At 38.0% G+C, this 19,751-nt stretch carries 16 protein-coding genes and 1 riboswitch; of the genes, 10 read left to right on the forward strand and 6 right to left on the reverse strand.

Annotated features, from left to right (window positions below; all coding sequences use genetic code 11):
• Positions 1-100: 100 nt before the first annotated feature.
• The 4 genes from ED2_RS09795 to ED2_RS09810 form a co-directional block, all read right to left on the reverse strand.
• Entirely contained in the window at positions 101-844 is a 744-nt protein-coding gene (locus ED2_RS09795) for an amino acid ABC transporter ATP-binding protein (protein WP_005875300.1), read from the reverse strand.
• Between the two features lie 12 nt (positions 845-856).
• The gene (locus ED2_RS09800; protein ID WP_016177225.1) at positions 857-2,452 is read right to left on the reverse strand and encodes an ABC transporter permease subunit; all 1,596 of its coding nucleotides are present in this window, start codon (positions 2,450-2,452) and stop codon (positions 857-859) included.
• 231 nt (positions 2,453-2,683) lie between these two features.
• Positions 2,684-2,858, reverse strand: a riboswitch (Lysine riboswitch).
• 21 nt (positions 2,859-2,879) lie between these two features.
• The gene (locus ED2_RS15715) at positions 2,880-3,062 is read right to left on the reverse strand and encodes a hypothetical protein (protein WP_005875303.1); all 183 of its coding nucleotides are present in this window, start codon (positions 3,060-3,062) and stop codon (positions 2,880-2,882) included.
• A 113-nt stretch (positions 3,063-3,175) separates the two neighbouring features.
• A complete protein-coding gene (locus ED2_RS09810) occupies positions 3,176-3,478 on the reverse strand; it encodes a hypothetical protein (RefSeq protein ID WP_005875305.1) in 303 nt (100 codons plus the stop codon).
• Between the two features lie 230 nt (positions 3,479-3,708).
• On the opposite strand from ED2_RS09810, the gene ED2_RS09815 reads away from it, so the two are divergent.
• The 4 genes from ED2_RS09815 (at position 3,709) to ED2_RS09830 (ending at position 8,810) form a co-directional block, all read left to right on the forward strand.
• On the forward strand, positions 3,709-4,437 hold the full coding sequence (locus ED2_RS09815; protein ID WP_005875307.1) for an NAD-dependent protein deacylase: 729 nt from the start codon (positions 3,709-3,711) through the stop codon (positions 4,435-4,437).
• Positions 4,427-5,278 (forward strand): chorismate mutase, encoded by an 852-nt coding sequence (locus ED2_RS09820; RefSeq protein WP_005875309.1) that lies wholly within the window; start codon positions 4,427-4,429, stop codon positions 5,276-5,278. The genes ED2_RS09815 and ED2_RS09820 overlap by 11 nt, the downstream gene beginning before the upstream one ends.
• A complete protein-coding gene (locus ED2_RS09825) occupies positions 5,271-5,792 on the forward strand; it encodes a transcription repressor NadR (RefSeq protein WP_016177226.1) in 522 nt (173 codons plus the stop codon). Before ED2_RS09820 ends, ED2_RS09825 begins: the two co-directional genes overlap by 8 nt.
• Positions 5,793-6,008: 216 nt before the next feature.
• Entirely contained in the window at positions 6,009-8,810 is a 2,802-nt protein-coding gene (locus ED2_RS09830) for a hypothetical protein (RefSeq protein WP_016177227.1), read from the forward strand.
• Positions 8,811-9,103: 293 nt separating this feature from the next.
• On the opposite strand, the gene def is transcribed toward ED2_RS09830, so the two are convergent.
• A complete protein-coding gene (gene def / locus ED2_RS09835; RefSeq protein WP_005875314.1) occupies positions 9,104-9,667 on the reverse strand; it encodes a peptide deformylase in 564 nt (187 codons plus the stop codon).
• Between the two features lie 250 nt (positions 9,668-9,917).
• Here def and rpsO point away from each other — a divergent pair, with 250 nt between their 5' ends.
• Both rpsO and pnp read left to right on the forward strand, forming a co-directional pair.
• On the forward strand, positions 9,918-10,187 hold the full coding sequence (gene rpsO, locus ED2_RS09840; RefSeq protein WP_005875316.1) for a 30S ribosomal protein S15: 270 nt from the start codon (positions 9,918-9,920) through the stop codon (positions 10,185-10,187).
• Between the two features lie 181 nt (positions 10,188-10,368).
• The gene (pnp, locus tag ED2_RS09845) at positions 10,369-12,492 is read left to right on the forward strand and encodes a polyribonucleotide nucleotidyltransferase (protein ID WP_016177228.1); all 2,124 of its coding nucleotides are present in this window, start codon (positions 10,369-10,371) and stop codon (positions 12,490-12,492) included.
• A gap of 252 nt (positions 12,493-12,744) precedes the next feature.
• On the opposite strand, the gene ED2_RS09850 is transcribed toward pnp, so the two are convergent.
• Complete coding sequence (locus tag ED2_RS09850) at positions 12,745-13,665, reverse strand: PocR ligand-binding domain-containing protein (RefSeq protein ID WP_016177229.1); 921 nt, start codon at positions 13,663-13,665, stop codon at positions 12,745-12,747.
• A gap of 336 nt (positions 13,666-14,001) precedes the next feature.
• Here ED2_RS09850 and ED2_RS09855 point away from each other — a divergent pair, with 336 nt between their 5' ends.
• From ED2_RS09855 to ED2_RS09870, 4 genes are all read left to right on the forward strand, one after another.
• Positions 14,002-14,844: a helix-turn-helix domain-containing protein gene (locus tag ED2_RS09855; RefSeq protein WP_005875322.1), complete on the forward strand. Its 843-nt coding sequence runs from the start codon at positions 14,002-14,004 to the stop codon at positions 14,842-14,844.
• Positions 14,845-15,366: 522 nt separating this feature from the next.
• Positions 15,367-16,956 carry an ATP-binding cassette domain-containing protein gene (locus ED2_RS09860; RefSeq protein WP_005875324.1) on the forward strand — a complete coding sequence of 530 codons (1,590 nt, stop codon included), beginning with the start codon at positions 15,367-15,369 and terminating at the stop codon, positions 16,954-16,956.
• Between the two features lie 248 nt (positions 16,957-17,204).
• The gene (locus ED2_RS09865; RefSeq protein WP_005875326.1) at positions 17,205-17,468 is read left to right on the forward strand and encodes a GlsB/YeaQ/YmgE family stress response membrane protein; all 264 of its coding nucleotides are present in this window, start codon (positions 17,205-17,207) and stop codon (positions 17,466-17,468) included.
• 119 nt (positions 17,469-17,587) lie between these two features.
• Positions 17,588-19,600, forward strand: coding sequence for a KUP/HAK/KT family potassium transporter (locus tag ED2_RS09870; RefSeq protein ID WP_016177230.1), 2,013 nt, complete (start codon positions 17,588-17,590; stop codon positions 19,598-19,600).
• Positions 19,601-19,751 lie beyond the last annotated feature (151 nt).

Genomic DNA, 19,751 nt, shown 5'->3' on the forward strand with positions numbered 1-19,751 from the left:
CCATTTACTTTTGTCTAACCCTGTTTTGCTTGCTTAAACGCTAAGAACTCTTTTTCAGTTTATTTCTTGGTGCTTAACGATTCTTTTGTCCTGTTTAGTTTTATCCTTTTTGTAAGATACGAGATAAAAATTCTTTTGTTCGTTCCTCTTTCGGATGAACAAAGATGTCTTCTGAAGTTCCTTCTTCTGCAATCACACCTTTATCCATAAAGATCACCCGATCAGAAACATCTTTGGCAAATTCCATTTCGTGGGTCACGATGATCATCGTCAAACCGGTATGGGCCAAATCCTTGATCGTGCTTAATACTTCACCGACCATTTCAGGATCAAGAGCAGAGGTTGGTTCATCAAAGAGCATGACATCGGGATTCATCGATAACGCACGGGCAATCGCTACCCGTTGCTTTTGTCCACCAGATAGTTGTGAAGGTTTTGCTTCGATATAACGTTCCATACCAACTTTCTCTAAGTTTTCAAGAGCAACTTTTCGAGCTTCCTCTTTGCTTCGTTTCAACACAGTGGTTTGTCCAGAGATACAATTTTCTAAAACATTCATATTGTTAAAAAGATTGAATGATTGGAATACCATTCCAACGTTTGTTCGATACTTAGGTAAATTATATTTAGGTGATAGAACATTGTCACCGTTATAGACGATTTCGCCACCAGTTGGTTTTTCTAATAGATTGATACAACGCAGCAAAGTAGATTTACCAGAACCGGAAGAACCGATGATCGTGACAACTTCCCCTTTATTGATCGTCATACTGATATCTTTTAATACTTCGTTTTCACCAAAGCTTTTTCTTAAATGGTTGATTTCAATGATTTTTTCGCTCATGATGCTTCCTCCTTATTCCTGCAAGTTTGAATTGTCGATTTCTTCGATCTTTGTATAGGCTGAAGGGCCATCGATTTTCTTCTCAACAAAGCGCAGGATTCTTGTGATAGTGAAAGTCATGATCAAGTAAATGATACCAACGATCGTAAATGTTTGGAAGAACTGGAAGTTCGCACCCGCAGCTGAATTTCCTTGGAAGAACAAGTCAGCAACGCCGATAACACTCAAGACAGCTGTATCTTTGATATTGATAACAAATTCATTTCCTGTGGCTGGCAGGATATTACGCAAGACTTGTGGAACAACTACTTTACGCATCGTTTGACCATGTGTCATCCCGATAGCTTGTGCTGCTTCAAATTGTCCAGGATCGACTGCGAAGATCCCTCCACGAACGATTTCAGTCATATACGCACCTGTGTTGATCGAAACGATTAATAGGGCAGCGATCGTTCGATCCAGTGAGATCCCAAAGGCTAATGCTAAGCCATAGAAGACGACCATTGCTTGAACCATCATTGGTGTTCCACGGAAGACTTCGATATAAATTGAAAGTAGTAGGTTTGCTAATTTCTGGAAGAAACGAGTAACCGCATTGTCTGACTCAGGAATCGAACGGAAAACACCGATCAATAAACCAAGAGTTGTACCAACGATCGTACCGATCAAGGCAATGAATAACGTTAGTCCTGCACCGCGCAAGAACATGTTGCCATATTGATCCCAGATCGTTTTGAAATCATTTAACAGACCTGAGTCTTCTTCGTCGTCTTCAGTAGAAGCTGGTTGATCTTTAATTGCTTGATCCATGATAGTTGTACGTTCTTTACTTGAGATTCCACCAAGTATTTGATTCACTTTTTGGATGTCAGGGTCGCCTTTACGCATCCCAACTGCAATTTGAACATCCTCAGGCTTCGTTTGGAAGCCATTTTCGCCTTTTAGTTCAAGCATTTTCAAATCTTTATTGACGCTTGTTGCAGTTACTCCTTCAGGTCGTTCACTGATATAGCCATCGATCATACCAGAAGTTAACGCTGTACGCATTGCAGAAAAGTTGTCCATTGCCTGTTGTTTATCTACTCCAGGGATCTGATCGATCACATCATAATGGAAAGTATTTAGTTGAGCAGTGATCTTTGCTCCAGAAAGATCAGCTAAACTTTTGGCATTTGCATATTTTCCGTCTTTTTGTACCACGACAACAAGTTGAGATTCATAATAAGGATCGGTAAAGTCGATTTCTTTTTTACGTTCCGCAGTAGGACTCATACCGGCGATGATCGCATCGATTTTACCAGATTGAAGGGCAGGGGCTAAACCATCCCATTTTGTTTGGATAATGACTAATTTTTTTCCTAGACCATCTGCTACTTTTTTGGCGATTTGAACATCATAACCACCAGCATAGCTTTTTTGACCTTGGATCGGTAATCCATTGTTCGCATCGGTTTGTTGTGACCAGTTGAACGGTGCATAACCTGCTTCCATACCTACACGAAATTCATCGTTCGGTGTTTTTTCATCTGCACTTACTAAGTTTCCGATACTGAAAAATGAAAAGATAAATGCAAATAATAGGGTGAGTGTAACTGAACTTTTTTTCATATTCTTTCTCCTTTTCTTTTCACACGCATGAATCAGGATCTTCCAAATAGAAAACCATGAGCCACTTCGTTAGAAAGAACCGCTGAATGGGGAACTTTCTAATCTGTTACGCATAATTTTTGCACGAGCGGTCAAATAAATGCGTTGCAATAGCTTATCAGGAGGAAATAAAAAACGACCACTTCGAGGATATGAAGGGGCCGCTAAATTTCATAGAGTGATAAACCTCTCACAAAACATAGTGCAACTTAGCATCACTGCTAAGACAGTCCATAAGCTTTTAACTTATGTCCCAACGTAAACTTTAAGCAAAAAAGAGTACATTTCGGCGATCCTCCCTAGTCCTGCTTCGACATGTTTGCTTCACTCCACAGGGTTAATGATTCTCGCGACCTCTACCTCATTGATTGAGGTAACTCGTATTCAGTTATTTATACAAAAACAGTTTACGATAGCCAAGATGCTTTGTCAATCCATAACTTGTCTTTTTCATAAAAACACTGACTAAACATAGAAAATTTTCATTCGTTTTCATTTTTACCATGATTTTTGGCGTTTCCCCTTTGATTTGAAAAGAATAAATATTCACTCTAAAATCGAAATTGGTCAAAAAAAGAACCTTCCGCAAAAAAATCTTGCAGAAGGTAAAGAAGCGGTGGTATTCAGAAAAAAACTTTGTTTGCCACCATGATTGTTACTGGCTAAAGAAACCAGCAACAACGATCAAGCCGCTTTGTTCACAACCTTTGGCTCGCGGCCTAAGATTGCTTGTAGAATAACTGTTACACCATATATTGCTAATACTAAATAGATCAAACTTGAATATTGTGTGATGCCCCAACCCCAAGTTCGGTAAACAACTAAAGTAATGGCTAAAACGATAGCGGCTAGTACATTGAAAAATGCAAAAGCCCAAAGATTCCCGTTTTCTTTACGTACAAGATAAAAAATCGAGAAATAAATACTTAATGCTAACCAAGCGATACAAGCTAAAATAACGCCCCAATAAATAATGAATGGTACCATGTCAATTCACCTCACTTTGATCTTGTCTGTTTGGTCTAACGAATAAATCTCAGGTTAGTCCCAATGAATACAGCAGTATTGTAGCACGTTTTCATTTTTTTGTCAGTTAAGATTGTGATTTATTTCTCAAAAAATGAAATCGTTTGAAAGTGTATTTCTGCCAGAAGAAACAGGAACAAAAGTGTGCGTGGGGCATATTTTCGATTATAATAGAACTGAGGTGACAAAATATGAAAAAGGTAACTGTAGCAGAAGCAACACAAGCAATCAACGAAAGTAAAAGCATCACCTTTTTGACTGGTGCAGGAGTCTCTACGCCTTCAGGAATCCCAGATTATCGCTCTTTGAAGGGAATCTATCAAGGAATTGAGCAACCCGAATATTTATTAAGTCACGAGGCAATGGTTCACGAACCGCAGAAATTCTATTCATTTGTTAAAAAAATTTACCATCCAAATGCACAGCCCAATGTCATTCACACAGAAATCGCACGATTAGAAAAATATAAAAAAGTCTGGACGGTGTCCCAAAATATTGATGGGTTACATGAAAAAGCCGGCAGTCAACAACTTGTCAATTTTCATGGAACTCTTTATCATTGTTATTGTAGAAAATGTGGAAAAGAAGTCGCTTGGCAAAGCTATTTGCATAGTGATACGCACGAAAACTGCGGTGGTCAAGTCCGCCCAGCCATTGTTTTATATGGCGAAGGATTTCAAGAAGAAGTATTGGAACAGGCTACATTTGCGGTTAGCCAAGCTGAGCTGGTAGTGATCGTAGGAACGAGTTTCCAAGTACATCCTTTCTGTGATCTGATCCAATTTCGCGCCCCACGCGCAAAAATCTTAGTCATCAATCAGAGTCCGATCTATCTGGATCAGGAATATGACTTTGTCCAGACCGATGGGGTGACGGTGTTCGATAAAATAAAAGAATTAGGAGTAAATTATGACGATTAAATCTGAGAAAGAAAAAATGATAGCAGGCGAATTATACTTTGCGAATGACCCCGAGTTAGTAGCAGATCGCCAATTTGCAAGAAGCCAAAGCCAAATCATCAATCAAGCTGAAACAACAGAACTACGCGCGCAACTCTTGAAAGAAACATTCGGAAAGACGGGCGAAAAAATTTATATAGAACCGATGATCAATTTTGATTATGGGTATAATATTTTTGTCGGCGAAAACTTTTATGCGAACTTTAACTGTACTTTTTTAGATGTAAGTACAATTGAAATCGGAGATAATTGTATGTTTGCCCCAAATGTCCAACTGTATACGGCCACTCATCCGCTTCATCCAGTAAAACGAAATAGTGGACTTGAATATGCAAAGCCAATCAAAATCGGAAACAATGTCTGGCTAGGTGGCGGAGTGATTATTACTCCCGGTGTAACATTAGGGGATAACGTGGTTGTTGGTGCAGGTTCCGTCGTGACCAAATCATTTCCAGATAATGTGGTCATCGCAGGCAACCCCGCACGTATCATCAAAATGGTCGAGGAGGAACAACCGCAAGAAACCCTCGAATCATTGAGACAAACAATCGATAGTCTGGACCAGCAACTGGTGAAACTGTTAGAAAAACGGATGCTGACTGTAACAAAAATCGGTCGAGTCAAAAAAGCAACGAATCATGCGATTTATGACGAAACACGGGAAAAGCAAGTTCTAGATAAAGTAGCAAAATGGGTGGATGATTCCGACTATACGGAAACCATTGTTGCGACCTACCGAGATTTGATGAAACATTCTCGTGATTACCAAAAACAAATGGATAAGGAGAATTCAGATGATTGATGGAGAAACCCGAAGAAAGCAAATCCTTCATACCTTATTGAATGAAGAAAAGCCAGTCAGTGCCAGTAATTTTGCCAAGCGATTTGGTGTCAGTCGGCAGATCATCGTCGGTGATATCGCACTTCTCAGAGCTGCGGGAGAAACTGTTGTCGCAACTGCTAGAGGTTACATTTTAGAAACAAGTGAGTCTACGACTGGTTTAGTTAGTAAAATCGCCGTCCAGCACGGACGTGAGCAAACTGAAGAAGAGTTGCGCCTGATTGTTGAAAATGGCGGGGAAGTGCTCGATGTGGTGGTTGAACATCCACTATATGGAGAACTAACAGGAATGTTGCACATCCAAACTGAAAAAGATATCCACTCATTTATGAAACGTTATCAAAAAAGTAATGCTTCTTTGTTATCTGAACTAACAGGTGGTATTCATTTACATACCATCCGCTATCCTGGCACGATCACTTTGAAACAAATCAAGCAAAAGTTATTGGAAGCAGGTATTCTATACGAAGGCTAGGTAACAGAATTAGCGAAACAACCAGGACTATGTCCGAAAAAAACTAAATAGCATAGCAGATAACTGGGAGAAAAAAACGATTATACGTTTCCCCAGTTATTTTATTTATCAGAAAAAAGGAAACCGCTTCATAGACTTAGGTGGTATAAACTAAAAGTCAATGATGGAATAGACTAGAACATTCTGTTTCTCATAAAAAGTTAGGAGTGGAAGAGCATGAATGTAGAACTAGGATTACTTTATAAAAGTCCAAGAAGTGAGTTTAGGAATGATGATGCATTTCCTTTGGTTGAGTCAACAAAAGACTATATCGATGCAATCGTACAAGCCATAGTAGTAAACAAGCAAAAACTTACTGAAAAAGATTTTAGGACATATTTTTTCAATAACTTATTTACTGAACTGGCAAATGTAAAGGATTTGAGTTTATGGAATGAATTTCAACAAGCAAGTCAAAATAGTGCAGTGTTTTCATTGGAAAATATTTTGTCAGACATCGACTTTGAAGAGGGAGGATTCTCAGCGGAGGACTTGTTAAACCGTTTAGAGGACCCAATAAGCAAACTGGCAATTGAAGTCGTCAAACAAACAGAAACTGTTCAGATGCTCTGTTCCTATGATTATGATCCTCGAGTAGCTATGGCTAAGGAGATGGAGATACATAGAGGAGTCGAGCTGATTGAGGATTTTGATAGTTGGGAGGAGGACGTACGTGAGCAACATAAAATTTATATAGAAGAGAGTGAAGAAATTCCCATCTACGATCTATATAGGGAAGAAGAGGCTTTGAAAGAAAAGATTGTATTATTTGATGCTCAGTCAACTTGTTCCCATCAGTTACCTTGGCAAAAGCAAGAAACCGTGGAAAATAATCAAACAATATATCGCATAAAAGAACCCATATTTAACGAAAAAACACGTAAACTACTTTGTACAACTAACCCACGATTAGCTGTTGAAGGCGCAGAAAAAATTTCTGATTATACAAAGGTACTTGTTCAGTTTATGAAAGAAAATGAACAAGCGTTAACTAATCCTTTGCTTCGACAAGATTTTTTTGAAAATTTTTCTTTGTATATCGCTTTTAAAGAAAAAAATTTATCGTTGGAAAAGGAATTTCAGCAAGTAAGTAGGGCATTCAAAGAATTCCATTTTGAACATATTTTTCAAAAAATCGATTTTAGCCAAGGAACACTTGAACCCGCAACTTTAACGAAATTATTGAATCACGAAATGAAACGATTGGCAGTAGAAGTGGCAAAAAAAGATTCTAATATTGCCCTCTTTTATCGGTATGATCAACAGCTATTCAAACATCTTGCATTTGAAGTTTTATCGGATGATCGCCATGGCTATTCTCCAGAGGATCTAGTGGAATTTTTAGATGAATGGAAGGATTCAGTGCACGAAGAAGAAGAAAGGTTTAGTGCGGATCGGGAAACAAAACTACATGATCTATATCACAGTCGACATGAAATTGAAAAGCAAGTCTTTTTTTTGGATAATAAAAACCAGTTCGTTCGAGCGCCGTGGGAAAGAGAATTTGATTGGGAAGAATGCTCGAAGCGTTCGCTAACAGAGGCAAGTTCTACGAAGGTGGATTATCAGGTGTCTAGTTACTCCGAAGAAAAACTGAAACAATTGGCGGATTACATAACGAGGAAAAAAAATTATTTAGTGGATAGGATTTCTGAACAACGTGATGAGGTAGAAAAATCAAGTTTGGTACACACGATGAATGAATTACAGGAACTACAAGAAAAACTCGTAAATGAACGCGTATTACGGAATAAGAAGGAGCTAGATAAAGTTTTAGCTAAGTTGGATACATATTCTCACACGGAACTTCAGAGCAATATACTTTTGATGAAGGAAAAACTAAACGCAGAATCAGCGAATCCCTACACAAAAGAGGTAATGATAGAGCAATTGAAAACTGCCTTGGAAAAGCTTCAAGTAGAAGCAATATTTTGTCAAAATATAGAGCAGTTAATCAGGAATAGTAGGGACTATTCCCTGAGGCATACTTGTGAATTGATTACGTATGTAGAGGAAAAAACAACCAAATTAGCGAGCCAATCCTTAACTGAAGGAGACTTAATCATCGACCGAGTGAACTATTGGCAGAAGATGCACGAACAAATGAAGATAGTTATAAGAGTAAAAGAAGAAATAGAACCCATAAAAAAGCTCGTAAACCAAGCTATGCCTAAGGAAACTACTCTTCAAAACGCAGCTCTAAATGTGGGAGAAGGTATAAGAAAAATAGCCAATCAAGTACCTGAAGCTGATAAATTCTTAGTGTATAACGAATGGAACAAGATAGAATCTGTTATTCGTACTATAATGGAACACTACTCGGGTATCGACTTAAATAAGAAAGTAAAACAGTTACTGAGGGATAGTAGAGGCTATGAACTACATGATGTTCGCAGATTGTTTATACAAGTTAGGGATAAAGTAAGTCGATTAGCGAAGCAACCCTCGAATGAAGGAACTTCTATAACAGATCAAGTGAGTTACTGGCAAGGTATGCAAGAGCAAGTGGAAATAATTCTGAGAGTAAAAGAAGAAATAGCACCCATAAGTTGCCTCATAAGCCAAGACTCTCCTGATGAGAGGGAGCTTCAAAATGCACTTCTAAAAATAAAAGAAGCAATAAAGAGAATGAACCGATTGCCCGCAGCCTATCGACTGTTAGTGGATAAAGAGTGGCAAACAATTGAAATTTCTGTCAATCAAGCTATATCGTGGGCTCATTATAAGAAGGATGCTCAAAAAAAACAATCGCTATTTACTAGACTGAGAAAGCTGATAGGTAGAAAAAAACCTCATTCTACTCAACTGAATAGCCAAAGCCTGCCTGTTGATCAAAGTGCGTCAAGCACTCTTCGAAAGGAAGATTTTTCAAAAGAACCATCACTATTTAGTAGGATGCAAAAGTTGACAAGGGGAGAAAACTCTCGTTCACCTCAACCAAATAAACAAAGATCAGGTGAAAAGGGAGAACGTTGCTGAAATACAGTGATGCTTTACCATCAAGTATATCTTTTTGAGAATTATTTGGGGTAGTTGGTACATAACGGATAGATAGTGGAAATAATAAAAAGGAATATGGAGCAAAAGTAAGAAATACTTTTACCTCACATTCTCAGTATAAACAAATGACCTAACGTCGAAAACTCGGAAATAAGCCAAGACTCACAAAAATTTGAAAAGAAATTTCCGTGAGTCTCTTCTTATTCTTCGAGTTGAGCACTTCTGTCCCGATTTCTTTTTTGGGGCTACTTGTTGAAGTCCATCATATTCGCTTATTCGATCACCAATACGCCTTCTTTAAGGGCGAATGGATTTTGATCATTGATATGGTCATAGAACATGATACCGTTGATATGGTCGATCTCATGTTGGACAACGATTGATTCATAATTTTTCAAACGAATCTTGTGTTTTTCCCCATTCATATCATAGTAAGAAACAGTGATTTTAGCATGACGTACGACATAGCCTGGAACTTCACGATCGACAGATAGACACCCTTCGCCTTCACCCAAGCAAGCATCTTGTACAGAATGGCTCAAAATTTTTGGATTATACATCACAGTACTCAATGTTGGTTCAGTTGCTTCTGGATCAGGACTTGGTACGTGAACAGCAATAATGCGCTTGGAAATATCAAGTTGGGGCGCTGCTAAACCAACACCACCACGTAGATTTAATTCTTCTGCCTTCACAGGATCTTGGCTGTTTTTTAAAAATTCAAGCATTTCTTTTCCTAGTGAGATATCTTCTTCACTTAATGGGAGGGAAACTTCCTCAGCGATTTCGCGCAACGTTGGGTTTCCTTCACGAATGATATTATCCATTGTAATCATGGAATATGTACCCCTTTCTTCTAAAACGATTCATCAGTCTGTTTTCGGATTATAGTTTAACATAAATTTTAAAAAGTAGTAGTAGGATTGTTTGATAAACTAAATTTTCTTAATGATTCTTCACTTGATTTCTAACGTATATTCAGGTAAAGTATAGCTGTGTGCTCAAGGCATACCGCCTGTCACTTGGTTAAGCGAATCACCAACGTTTTACTCAGTCACAGGGGAATAATCGAAAGAGGTGAAAGAAATGGCAATTTCAAAAGAACGTAAAAATGAAATCATCACAGACTATGCACGCCATGAAGGAGATACTGGTTCTCCAGAAGTACAAATCGCTGTATTAACTGAAGAAATCAACCACTTGAACGAACATGCACGTGTGCATAAAAAAGATCATCATTCATACCGCGGCCTAATGAAAAAAGTTGGTCACCGTCGTAACTTGTTAGCTTACTTACGTAAAACTGACGTTCAACGTTACCGCGAATTGATCAAACGTTTAGGTCTACGTCGTTAATTTTAACAAAAAGAGTGGGGTTCAAACGAATCTCACTTTTTTTACTGTGATACCTCAATCAACCATTTCGTGAAAAAGCATGATGGACTCCTACTAACCAAATGAAAGCTATCAAGCTGCGTTTGGCGGTTTTCATTTGTTTAGTAGCGTCTTGCTTTCACGGGAAAGAAAAGGAGTAATTATGTCAGAAAAACAAGTATTCAAAACGACATGGGGCGGCCGTCCCCTACAAATCGAAGTCGGTCAATTAGCAAAACAAGCCAATGGAGCAGTATTAGTCCGTTATGGCGATACAGTGGTCTTAAGTGCGGCTGTAGCATCAAAAGAAGCAAAAGATACAGATTTCTTCCCATTGACAATCAACTATGAAGAAAAAATGTATGCGGCTGGGAAGATCCCTGGGGGTTTCATCAAACGTGAAGGACGTCCAAGTACAGAAGCTACTTTGACTGCTCGTTTGATCGACCGTCCGATCCGTCCGATGTTTGCGGATGGCTTCCGTAATGAAGTCCAAGTAACAAATATCGTGATGAGTGTCGAAACAGATTGTTCACCAGCAATGGCTGCTATGCTAGGTTCTTCACTTGCGTTATCGATTTCTGATATCCCATTTGATGGACCAATCGCTGGAGTAGAAGTTGGTCGTGTCAACGGTGAATATGTCTTGAATCCGACTGTTGAACAAGCAGAACAAACAGATATCGAACTAAGTGTTGCGGGAACAAAACAAGCAATCAACATGGTTGAAAGTGGCGCTAAAGAAGTATCTGAAGAAGACATGTTAGGCGCATTGCTTTTTGGTTTTGACGCAATCAAAGAATTAGTGGCTTTCCAAGAAGAAATCGTTCAAGCAGTGGGCAAAGAAAAAATGGAAGTTTCTTTACTACAAGTAGATGCTGGCTTGAAAAAAGAAATTTTTGATGCTTCATACGGTACGATGAAAGCGGCCGTTATGACTGAAGAAAAATTGGCTCGTGAAGACAACATCGAACAAGTGAAGATCGATATTCGTGAAGCTTATGCAGAAAAATTTGCTGGACACGAAGAAGAAGATCATTTATTAAAAGAAGTCAAACAAATCACGGAAGACCTTGAAAAAGATGTGGTACGTGAATTGATCACGATCGATAAAATCCGTCCTGATGGTCGTAAACTAGACGAAATCCGTCCATTGTCTTCCGAAACAGGCTTGTTGCCACGTGTCCATGGTTCTGGGTTGTTTACTCGTGGACAAACACAAGCATTATCTGCATGTACTCTTGCACCATTAGGGGAACACCAAATCATTGATGGACTTGGTGTGGAAGTCAGCAAACGATTTATCCACCATTACAATTTCCCTCAATTCTCTGTAGGTTCAACTGGGCGTGCTGGTTCACCAGGCCGTCGTGAAATCGGTCATGGAGCATTAGGCGAACGTGCATTAGCACAAGTGATCCCTTCAGAAGAAGACTTTCCTTATACAATCCGTTTAGTAGCGGAAGTATTGGAATCAAATGGTTCTTCTTCACAAGCAAGTATCTGTGCGGGTACATTAGCATTGATGGATGCAGGTGTTCCTATCAAAGCACCAGTAGCAGGTATTGCTATGGGACTTGTATCAGATGGCGAAAACTATACGATTTTAACGGATATCCAAGGGTTAGAAGATCATCTAGGCGACATGGACTTCAAAGTAGCTGGAACAAAAGAAGGTATCACAGCACTTCAAATGGATATCAAAATCCAAGGAATCACGGAACAAATCTTAAAAGAAGCATTGACACAAGCAAAACAAGCACGGATGGAAATCTTAGAAGAATTGACTTCAACGATTGCTGCACCACGTGAAGAATTAAGCCAATATGCACCGAAGATCGAAATGATCCAAATCGATCCAGCGAAAATCAAAGATGTGATCGGTAAAGGTGGAGACACTATCAACGGTATCATCGAAGAAACTGGTGTAAAAATCGATATCGATCAAGATGGTAAAGTAAGTATTGCTTCTTCGGATAAAGAAATGATCCAAAAAGCAATCAAAATCATTGAAGACTTGACTAAAGAAGTGAAAGTCGGCGAAGTTTACCTTGGTAAAGTCGTTCGAATTGAAAAGTTTGGGGCTTTCGTCAACTTGATCAAAGGAAAAGATGGACTTGTCCATATCTCTCAACTAGCAAACGAACGTGTGAATAAAGTAGAAGATGTTCTTAAACTTGGAGATGAAGTACTTGTAAAAGTTACTGAAATCGACAAACAAGGACGAGTAAATCTTTCAAGAAAAGCAATGCTAGCTAAAGATGGTACTGAAAAAACAACAAACTAATCGAAGAAATTTAGATTCAATGTTTTTTCTAATGAATATGTCTGGAGCAACAGATGGGGAAGAACCTCAATAAATAAGTGGATTTTGCGGGATTTGTTTTTCAAATTTTTGAGAAGACCGATTTTTTGAGAGTAACTCCCACTGTCCACTCCAAACGAAAGAACGAGAGAAAAGTATGTTTACTTTTGTCTCGTTCTTTTTTGTCTGAGCAAAACTATCTGAAACTTACAGTCACATAGCCAACTTCGATAGTTATTGTATCGTGCGCCTACTTTTTTCGGCGTGAAATTCAGCGTTACGTGAAGTGCGGTATTCGCTCATCGTTTGCCCTGTTTCGCGTTTGAATTTTTTATAGAGTACAGAAGGATTGGTGTAACCTAATTTTTCGGCAATCGAGCAAGTCGTCTCATTGGTAAAAGCCAATAATTTTTTGGTATTGGCGATTTTTAGCTGAGTGTAATAAGCGGAAAAACTTAGATTCAAATTGCGTTGGAACAGCTTCTTCAAGGTGCTGATCGAACAGTTCAACTCTTGGGCTAATTCTGATAACCGATAGACTTTGTCAGGGTGGTCATTTAAGACGGCGGTCGCGCGGTCGATTAGAGTCACATCAAGTTCATTTACAGGTGGTAGGGCATCAACAAATGTGGCTTGGTACTTGCCAAGTTTGATTTTATCTTCCAATTGGGTAGTGATCAATTGTACAATGGATTCACCATGACGCACGAGCAAAGTGATTTTTTCATCTTCTGACAGTGGATGCTGATGGTAAAATTGGATCAATTGAGGAGTGAATTGTTCAACTTCTTTTTTCTGAGTGGTCACAACAGACGGAATCAATGTGTAGTTTTGCTGTTTCAATTGACCGATAAAAAGGGTGCCGACATGCCGTCCATCAGCGTAAATCGGGAAAACGATGTTCACGAATTGATAGGGACAACGATAAATCAAATACGATTTTTTTTGTTGGATACAGTGAGTAGCAGCGCGGCGATCAGATTGCAAACAAACCTCTTTTGAACGGGCAGTTTCACAAAAAAGACAAGCGTTGGTGATTTCCGTTACTGGTTCACCTTGACTATCAATCAATAAGAGTGATGCACCTAATAATTTGGTGGTTGTTTCTTGAAGAGTTTGCCAAGTCTCTAAATCCTTTTTCAATTGCCGTAACATATGATTACCTCCTTTTTTAATGAAAGTATATGTCGAATACAGAGCTTTGTAGTTTTTCGCTTTGTTTTTGTATTTCTTCATATTACAAATAATGAAGGCTTTCATCTTTGTTGTGAATATTTTATACTAATAGTGGTAGTTATTGTTGCATCGTAGTGAATTAGTCCTTTATGTGATATTATCCTACAATGATGGAACTAGTTCCCAAATATTATCACCAACTGCGTATAAGTACATACTATCCCCCTCCTCGCTTTTGATAACTTCATTATGTAGGAGGAATTCATCTTTTTCTTAGAAAAGTATGGTATTTCGTCATAAAAAGGAGACGTGAACATGGATCATTCGAGTTTAATCAAAAAGCTAAGACTGGAACGAGGACTATCGCAAAAAAAATTAGCGCAAGGTATTTCACAAAGAAGCACGTTAGCTTCATTTGAAAATAATGCGACAAAAATATCTTATAATATTTTGATTCAATATTTAGACCGAATGAATGTCACCTTAGAAGAATACCAATTTATGCTTGATGGTAATAATTTGAGTGAAAAAAGAAAGTTATCAAAAGTTTTTTTTGACAAGCTTCGTCGACACTATGACTCAGAATTTGCCAAATTCCTGAATGAGCAATATTATTCGACGGATGATTATTATTACAAACTTTTGCATGCTAGCTATGTTCTGATTAGGAAAAGAGAAAACGATGCTATTCAAGTCGATTCTATAGGTGCTCAAAAAATCATTAAGGATTATCTTGATTCCATCGAAAATTGGGGCAGGTTCGAACTATCGATTTTTATCAATACGTTATTTTGTTTTAGTGATGAGTATATTTTCGATCACTCGAAACGCTCAGTCAAAAAAATGAAAACGTATGTTGATGACCTATATTTTAATCGCGATATGGCGTCTTTTTTGATTAATGGAACGCAGTTGGCTTTTGAACGAGATTCAACTGAACTTTTCACTTATTTCTTTAGAGAACTAAAACAGTTTTCTGACAAATTTAATAGCACGGATGCAAAAATTGCATGGAAAGTTTTCTCTTTTTTATCGACGGATGATATTTACGATCAACAGAAAAAGGCGGAACTGGTTTTTGCTTTACATTTTTGGGAGAAGGATAATTATGTACGCTATGTAGAAGAAAAAATCAATTTGCTTGGTGATGTAAAATGAAGGTACAGATAAATGTTAAGCCAACAAAGTAATAGGTCTCAATTTTTTTGATACATAAAAATGCCTAAAAAGTATAAATATCAGTGATGAAATTCAGTTGGTGTAAATTTAGTAAATTGTACCTAGAATTCGATATCCTTGCAAGTATATTATGGTATGTTTAGGTATTATTGATAGTTCATCGAGATTGAAAATGTATAAATACCCCAAATGGAAGCGAAGAGTATCTCTAAAAACATACCAATTCGTTCTTTTTTGCGATATCATAAATGTATTCCAAAAAAATTTTAAGAATGAGTAGACACTAAATTATCTGAATTATCAGAAAAAACTCCGAGGATTTTTTTATTGTCGAACAACAGTATCCATACAAAGTAAATGAAGTATTTCGAAATGTATAATTTTAAAAATTGGATCGAACAACGAAAGAAAATCGTATTGTAACTTGGATAAATCATAAATTGGTAAATATCTAAGTTTGCTGATGTACAAATAGTAGTATGGAAATAGGGGGTAAAGGAAATGAAAAAAACGGGTTATCTTTTTAGTGGCTTAATGGCGCTTGAACCAGTTTTTACTTCATGGGCGTTCTCAAGAGTTTTTGTCTTGGTTTCAGGACATTCTTATCAAACAATTGTTCAATTTATTGGTTTGGTCTTAGCTTTCTTTGTTTTATTTGCTGGGATAAAGGCGGCTAGAACATGGTTTGTCAACCAATATGTCAAAGAAGTAAACGCGGACATCAAGCATTCGGTACTGATGCAAGAATATGAGAATCAAATAAAGCACGAGACAGAAATTACCCCTGGTAGAGTTGAAAAAACGATTTCCTTTATCCAGAATGACTGTAAACAATATGAAGAAAAAAACTTGATGCTTCGGTTTGACGTTGTCAGATTAGGGACGACAGCTGTCTTTTCCATTCTTTTTGCTGTGTACAATAGTGCTTTATTAGCTGTTATTTTTGTTGCATTTTCTTTTTTGCCGATAATTGTCCAACATTTTACGAAAGATAAAGTAAAAAATGCGACTCAAGCATGGACGAAGCAGGCGAAAGAATTTTATTTAGCGATGACTGAATTTTTAAAAGGCCTACCTGCTTTTTATCAGTACGGAGCGATTGGCGAAAATGAAAAAGTGCTCCAAGGGGAAATTGATAAAATCGAAACAAAAAACAAAAATATGAAAACGACGTTATCTTTGGCTGGAGTAATGATTGAATTGATTGGCTATATTGCTTTTTTCATTCCGATCGGCTTTGGGATTGTTTTTGTGAATGCTCAGATGATTACGTTAGCAGCTTTTATGGCTGTTCTTAACGTGAACAATGGCATCATCAATTCGATCATCAGCTTAATGAATATCAAAAATTCGATTGATAGTGTGTCAGCTATCGAAACCGAGATAAAAGATACAACGAGTACTAAGCTGTCACCAGTTATTGATTTGTCATCGAAAAGCAATCAGTTTGAATCACTGAAATTGGAGGGCGTTCAATTTCAGTATAATGGCAAAGAAATCTTGTCCGCCGTTGATTTGCAGATAAATAGTGGAGAAAGAATTTTGATTCAAGGAAAATCTGGCGCAGGTAAATCAACATTACTAAAAATCATTGAAGGGCGGATCATACCAGATGCCGGTCGTTTGACGATGAATGGGACTTTTGCATCAACATCTGATGTGAACCATCTATTTGGTATCATTCATCAAAAACCTATCATTTTTAAAAATACATTGCTTTATAACTTGACGCTAGGAAAAACGATCGACTTAAAAATAATCGAAGAGGCATGTGAAAAGGCAAATCTGACAGAACTCGTTGCCAGATTTGGTTTAACTGGGAATCAACGTCTTGACCCTGATTCAAATCTTTCAGGAGGAGAGATGAAACGAATCGAAATCGCTAGATCACTGGTTTTTGATCGACCGATTCTAATCGTTGATGAAGGAACGGCTTCTTTAGACGAACAAACTTCAGCAGAAATACACGAGAATCTATTCTCGTTAGGGCGCACGATCATCGAGGTAGATCACCACATTCCGCAGAATTTATTGAATCACTATAGTCAACGGTTGGTGCTGGAATCTGGTAAGTTGAGCAAAGAGATATAGATCTATTTTTGGGGTAATCTCATTCTTTTATGAAAGTAACACAGTAAAAAGGAAGAAATATTTAGCTCATGGTGGTTTCATCATGATGCTTTTTTGTTTTTCATGATTAACTAATTGATTCTCGCTACAAAATTGGGAATAATCTCTATGGATACCAGATAAAAATCGAACCACTTAATCCTTGGTCGATTCGCTAAATCAGCGTAAAATAGGCATATAATCAGTTTTTAGAAAAAGGAGGGACCGAGATGCTACACTTTTTACTGACATTGATTGTTGGAGGCATATTAGGACTTATTGCTAGCTTGATATTAAATGAAGAAGTACCAGGAGGTGCAACAGGCATGGTATTGATCGGGTTCTTGGGTAGTTGGCTTGGCGAATCCATTCTTGGAGAGTTGGGTCCTTCTATCAGTGGCTTCTATCTTGTTCCTTCCTTGTTGGGGGCACTTTTTTGTCTAGGTGTTTATACGTTTTTAGCCGATTATATTCGCCGACATTATTGGAAATAAAAAATAGCTGAAATGATTGACACATTAGAATCTTCCTAAGATAATGAGGAGACACTTAGAAAAAATCTGAACAAAGACAGACTTTCAGGAGTGAATGTTAGAGGAAATGAGGAAGAAAGTTGACAACAAAACATAATACTAAGAAGATTTCAATGGCCGGTCTTTTAGTGGCAATGGGCGTTGTATATGGAGATATCGGTACCAGTCCATTGTATGTAATGAAAGCCATCGTCGAAGACAACGGCGGACTACGCGGAATCAATCCGGATTTTGTGATCGGTTCTGTATCATTGATTTTCTGGACGCTGACGTTGCTTACTACAGTCAAATACGTGGTGATTGCATTGAACGCAGATAACCACGGTGAAGGAGGAATCTTTTCTTTATATACCTTGGTAAGAAAAGGTGGCAAGTATCTGATTATTCCTGCGATGATCGGTGGTGCGGCTTTACTAGCAGATGGTGTGTTGACGCCTGCGGTAACTGTCACAACGGCAATCGAGGGGTTAAGAGGTATCCCACAATTTTTTGATCGTTTTGGGAATGATCAAAATATTATTGTTATTATTACTTTAGTGATTATCTTAGTGTTGTTTATGGTTCAACGTTTTGGGACAGAAGTTGTCGGTAAGGCGTTTGGACCAATCATGTTTTTATGGTTTACTTTTTTAGGTGTGATGGGATTGGTGAATTTCAGTCAAGATTGGACAGTGATCCGCGCATTGAATCCTTATTATGCAGTCCAATTGCTGTTAAGTCCGGATAACAAACTAGGATTATTTATCTTAGGGAATATCTTTCTAGCAACAACAGGTGCAGAAGCGCTATATTCAGATCTAGGACACGTAGGGAAATTGAATATTCGCTTAAGTTGGCCATATGTAAAAATATGTCTGGTATTGAATTATTTCGGACAAGCTGCTTGGTTGCTGACTGTGTACCAAAATCCAGAGATGCAGCAGATCAAGAATCTGAATCCATTTTTCCAGATGTTACCGAATGGCTGGTTGATCATTGGGGTAGCGTTCGCGACTATTGCCGCAGTTATTGCTTCACAAGCTTTGATTACAGGCTCATTTACGTTAGTTTCTGAAGCGATTAAATTGAAACTATTGCCGCGATTGAAAATCATGTATCCAGGTAGCAGTATTGGGCAAATGTACATTCCAGCAGTCAACTTGATTTTATGGCTTGCCTGTTCATTAGTTGTTGTAACCTTTAGGACTTCCCATCATATGGAAGCAGCGTATGGTCTGTCGATCACGGTTACGATGCTGATGACTACAGCATTGCTCTATTTCTATTTGATCCAAAATGGGTATTCTAAATGGTTTGCACATATTGTGACTTTCTTTTTTGGCGTAATCGAGATCGTCTTTTTCATCTCAAGTATCGTAAAATTCTTCCACGGCGGCTTTGTTGCAGTCTTGATCGCATTAGTAATTTTAGCGGTCATGTTTATTTGGGAGCGTGGGAATATCATTCGCGAATCTGTAGCGGAAGATGTTGCATTGAAAGAATACATTCCACAACTGGCTAAATTGCGCGATGACAGATCGTTGCCACTTTATCAGACAAATATCGTGTTATTGGTACCTGATATGGCTGAAGGGAAAGTGGGTAGACAATTCGTTTATTCGATCCTTGATAAACGACCAAAACGAGCACGTGTCTATTGGTTTGTCCATGTGGAAGTAACTGATGAACCATATACAAAAGAATATCAGATCGACATGATGGATACGGATTTTATTGTACAAGTCAACTTATTCTTAGGTTTTAGAGTCCAACAAGAAATCAATGTGTATGTTCGTCAGATCATCCATGATTTAATGAAACAAGGACGTCTTCCTAAGCAACCACAAACTTACTCTTTGACGCCAGGTAGAGAAGTAGGCGATTTTCAGTTTATCTTGATTGATGAAGTTGTTTCAAATGTCACAACGTTGAATAAATGGGATCGCCAAATCATGCAGGCAAAACTCGCAATCAAAAAATATGCAACGACCCCAGAAACATGGTTTGGTCTGGAATACAGCGAAGTCAAGCACGAAACAGTTCCATTGTTGATTGGTTTGACCAGAAAAACGTGGTTAAAAGAACGAAAAAAAATAACTGAAAAACCTCAATAAAAGTTGGGATAAAAATGAATGAACTACCTGAATGAGGTTGGGACAGAAGTGTTTAACTCCGAGAAATAAGAAGAAATTCACGAAAATTGCTTTTCAAATTTTTGTGAATTTCGGCTTATTTAAGAAGGAGTTGCTTCTGCTCCCACCGTTT

Origin of the sequence: Enterococcus durans NBRC 100479 = LMG 10746, assembly GCF_001544215.1 — a bacterium.
Lineage (GTDB): Bacteria > Bacillota > Bacilli > Lactobacillales > Enterococcaceae > Enterococcus_B > Enterococcus_B durans.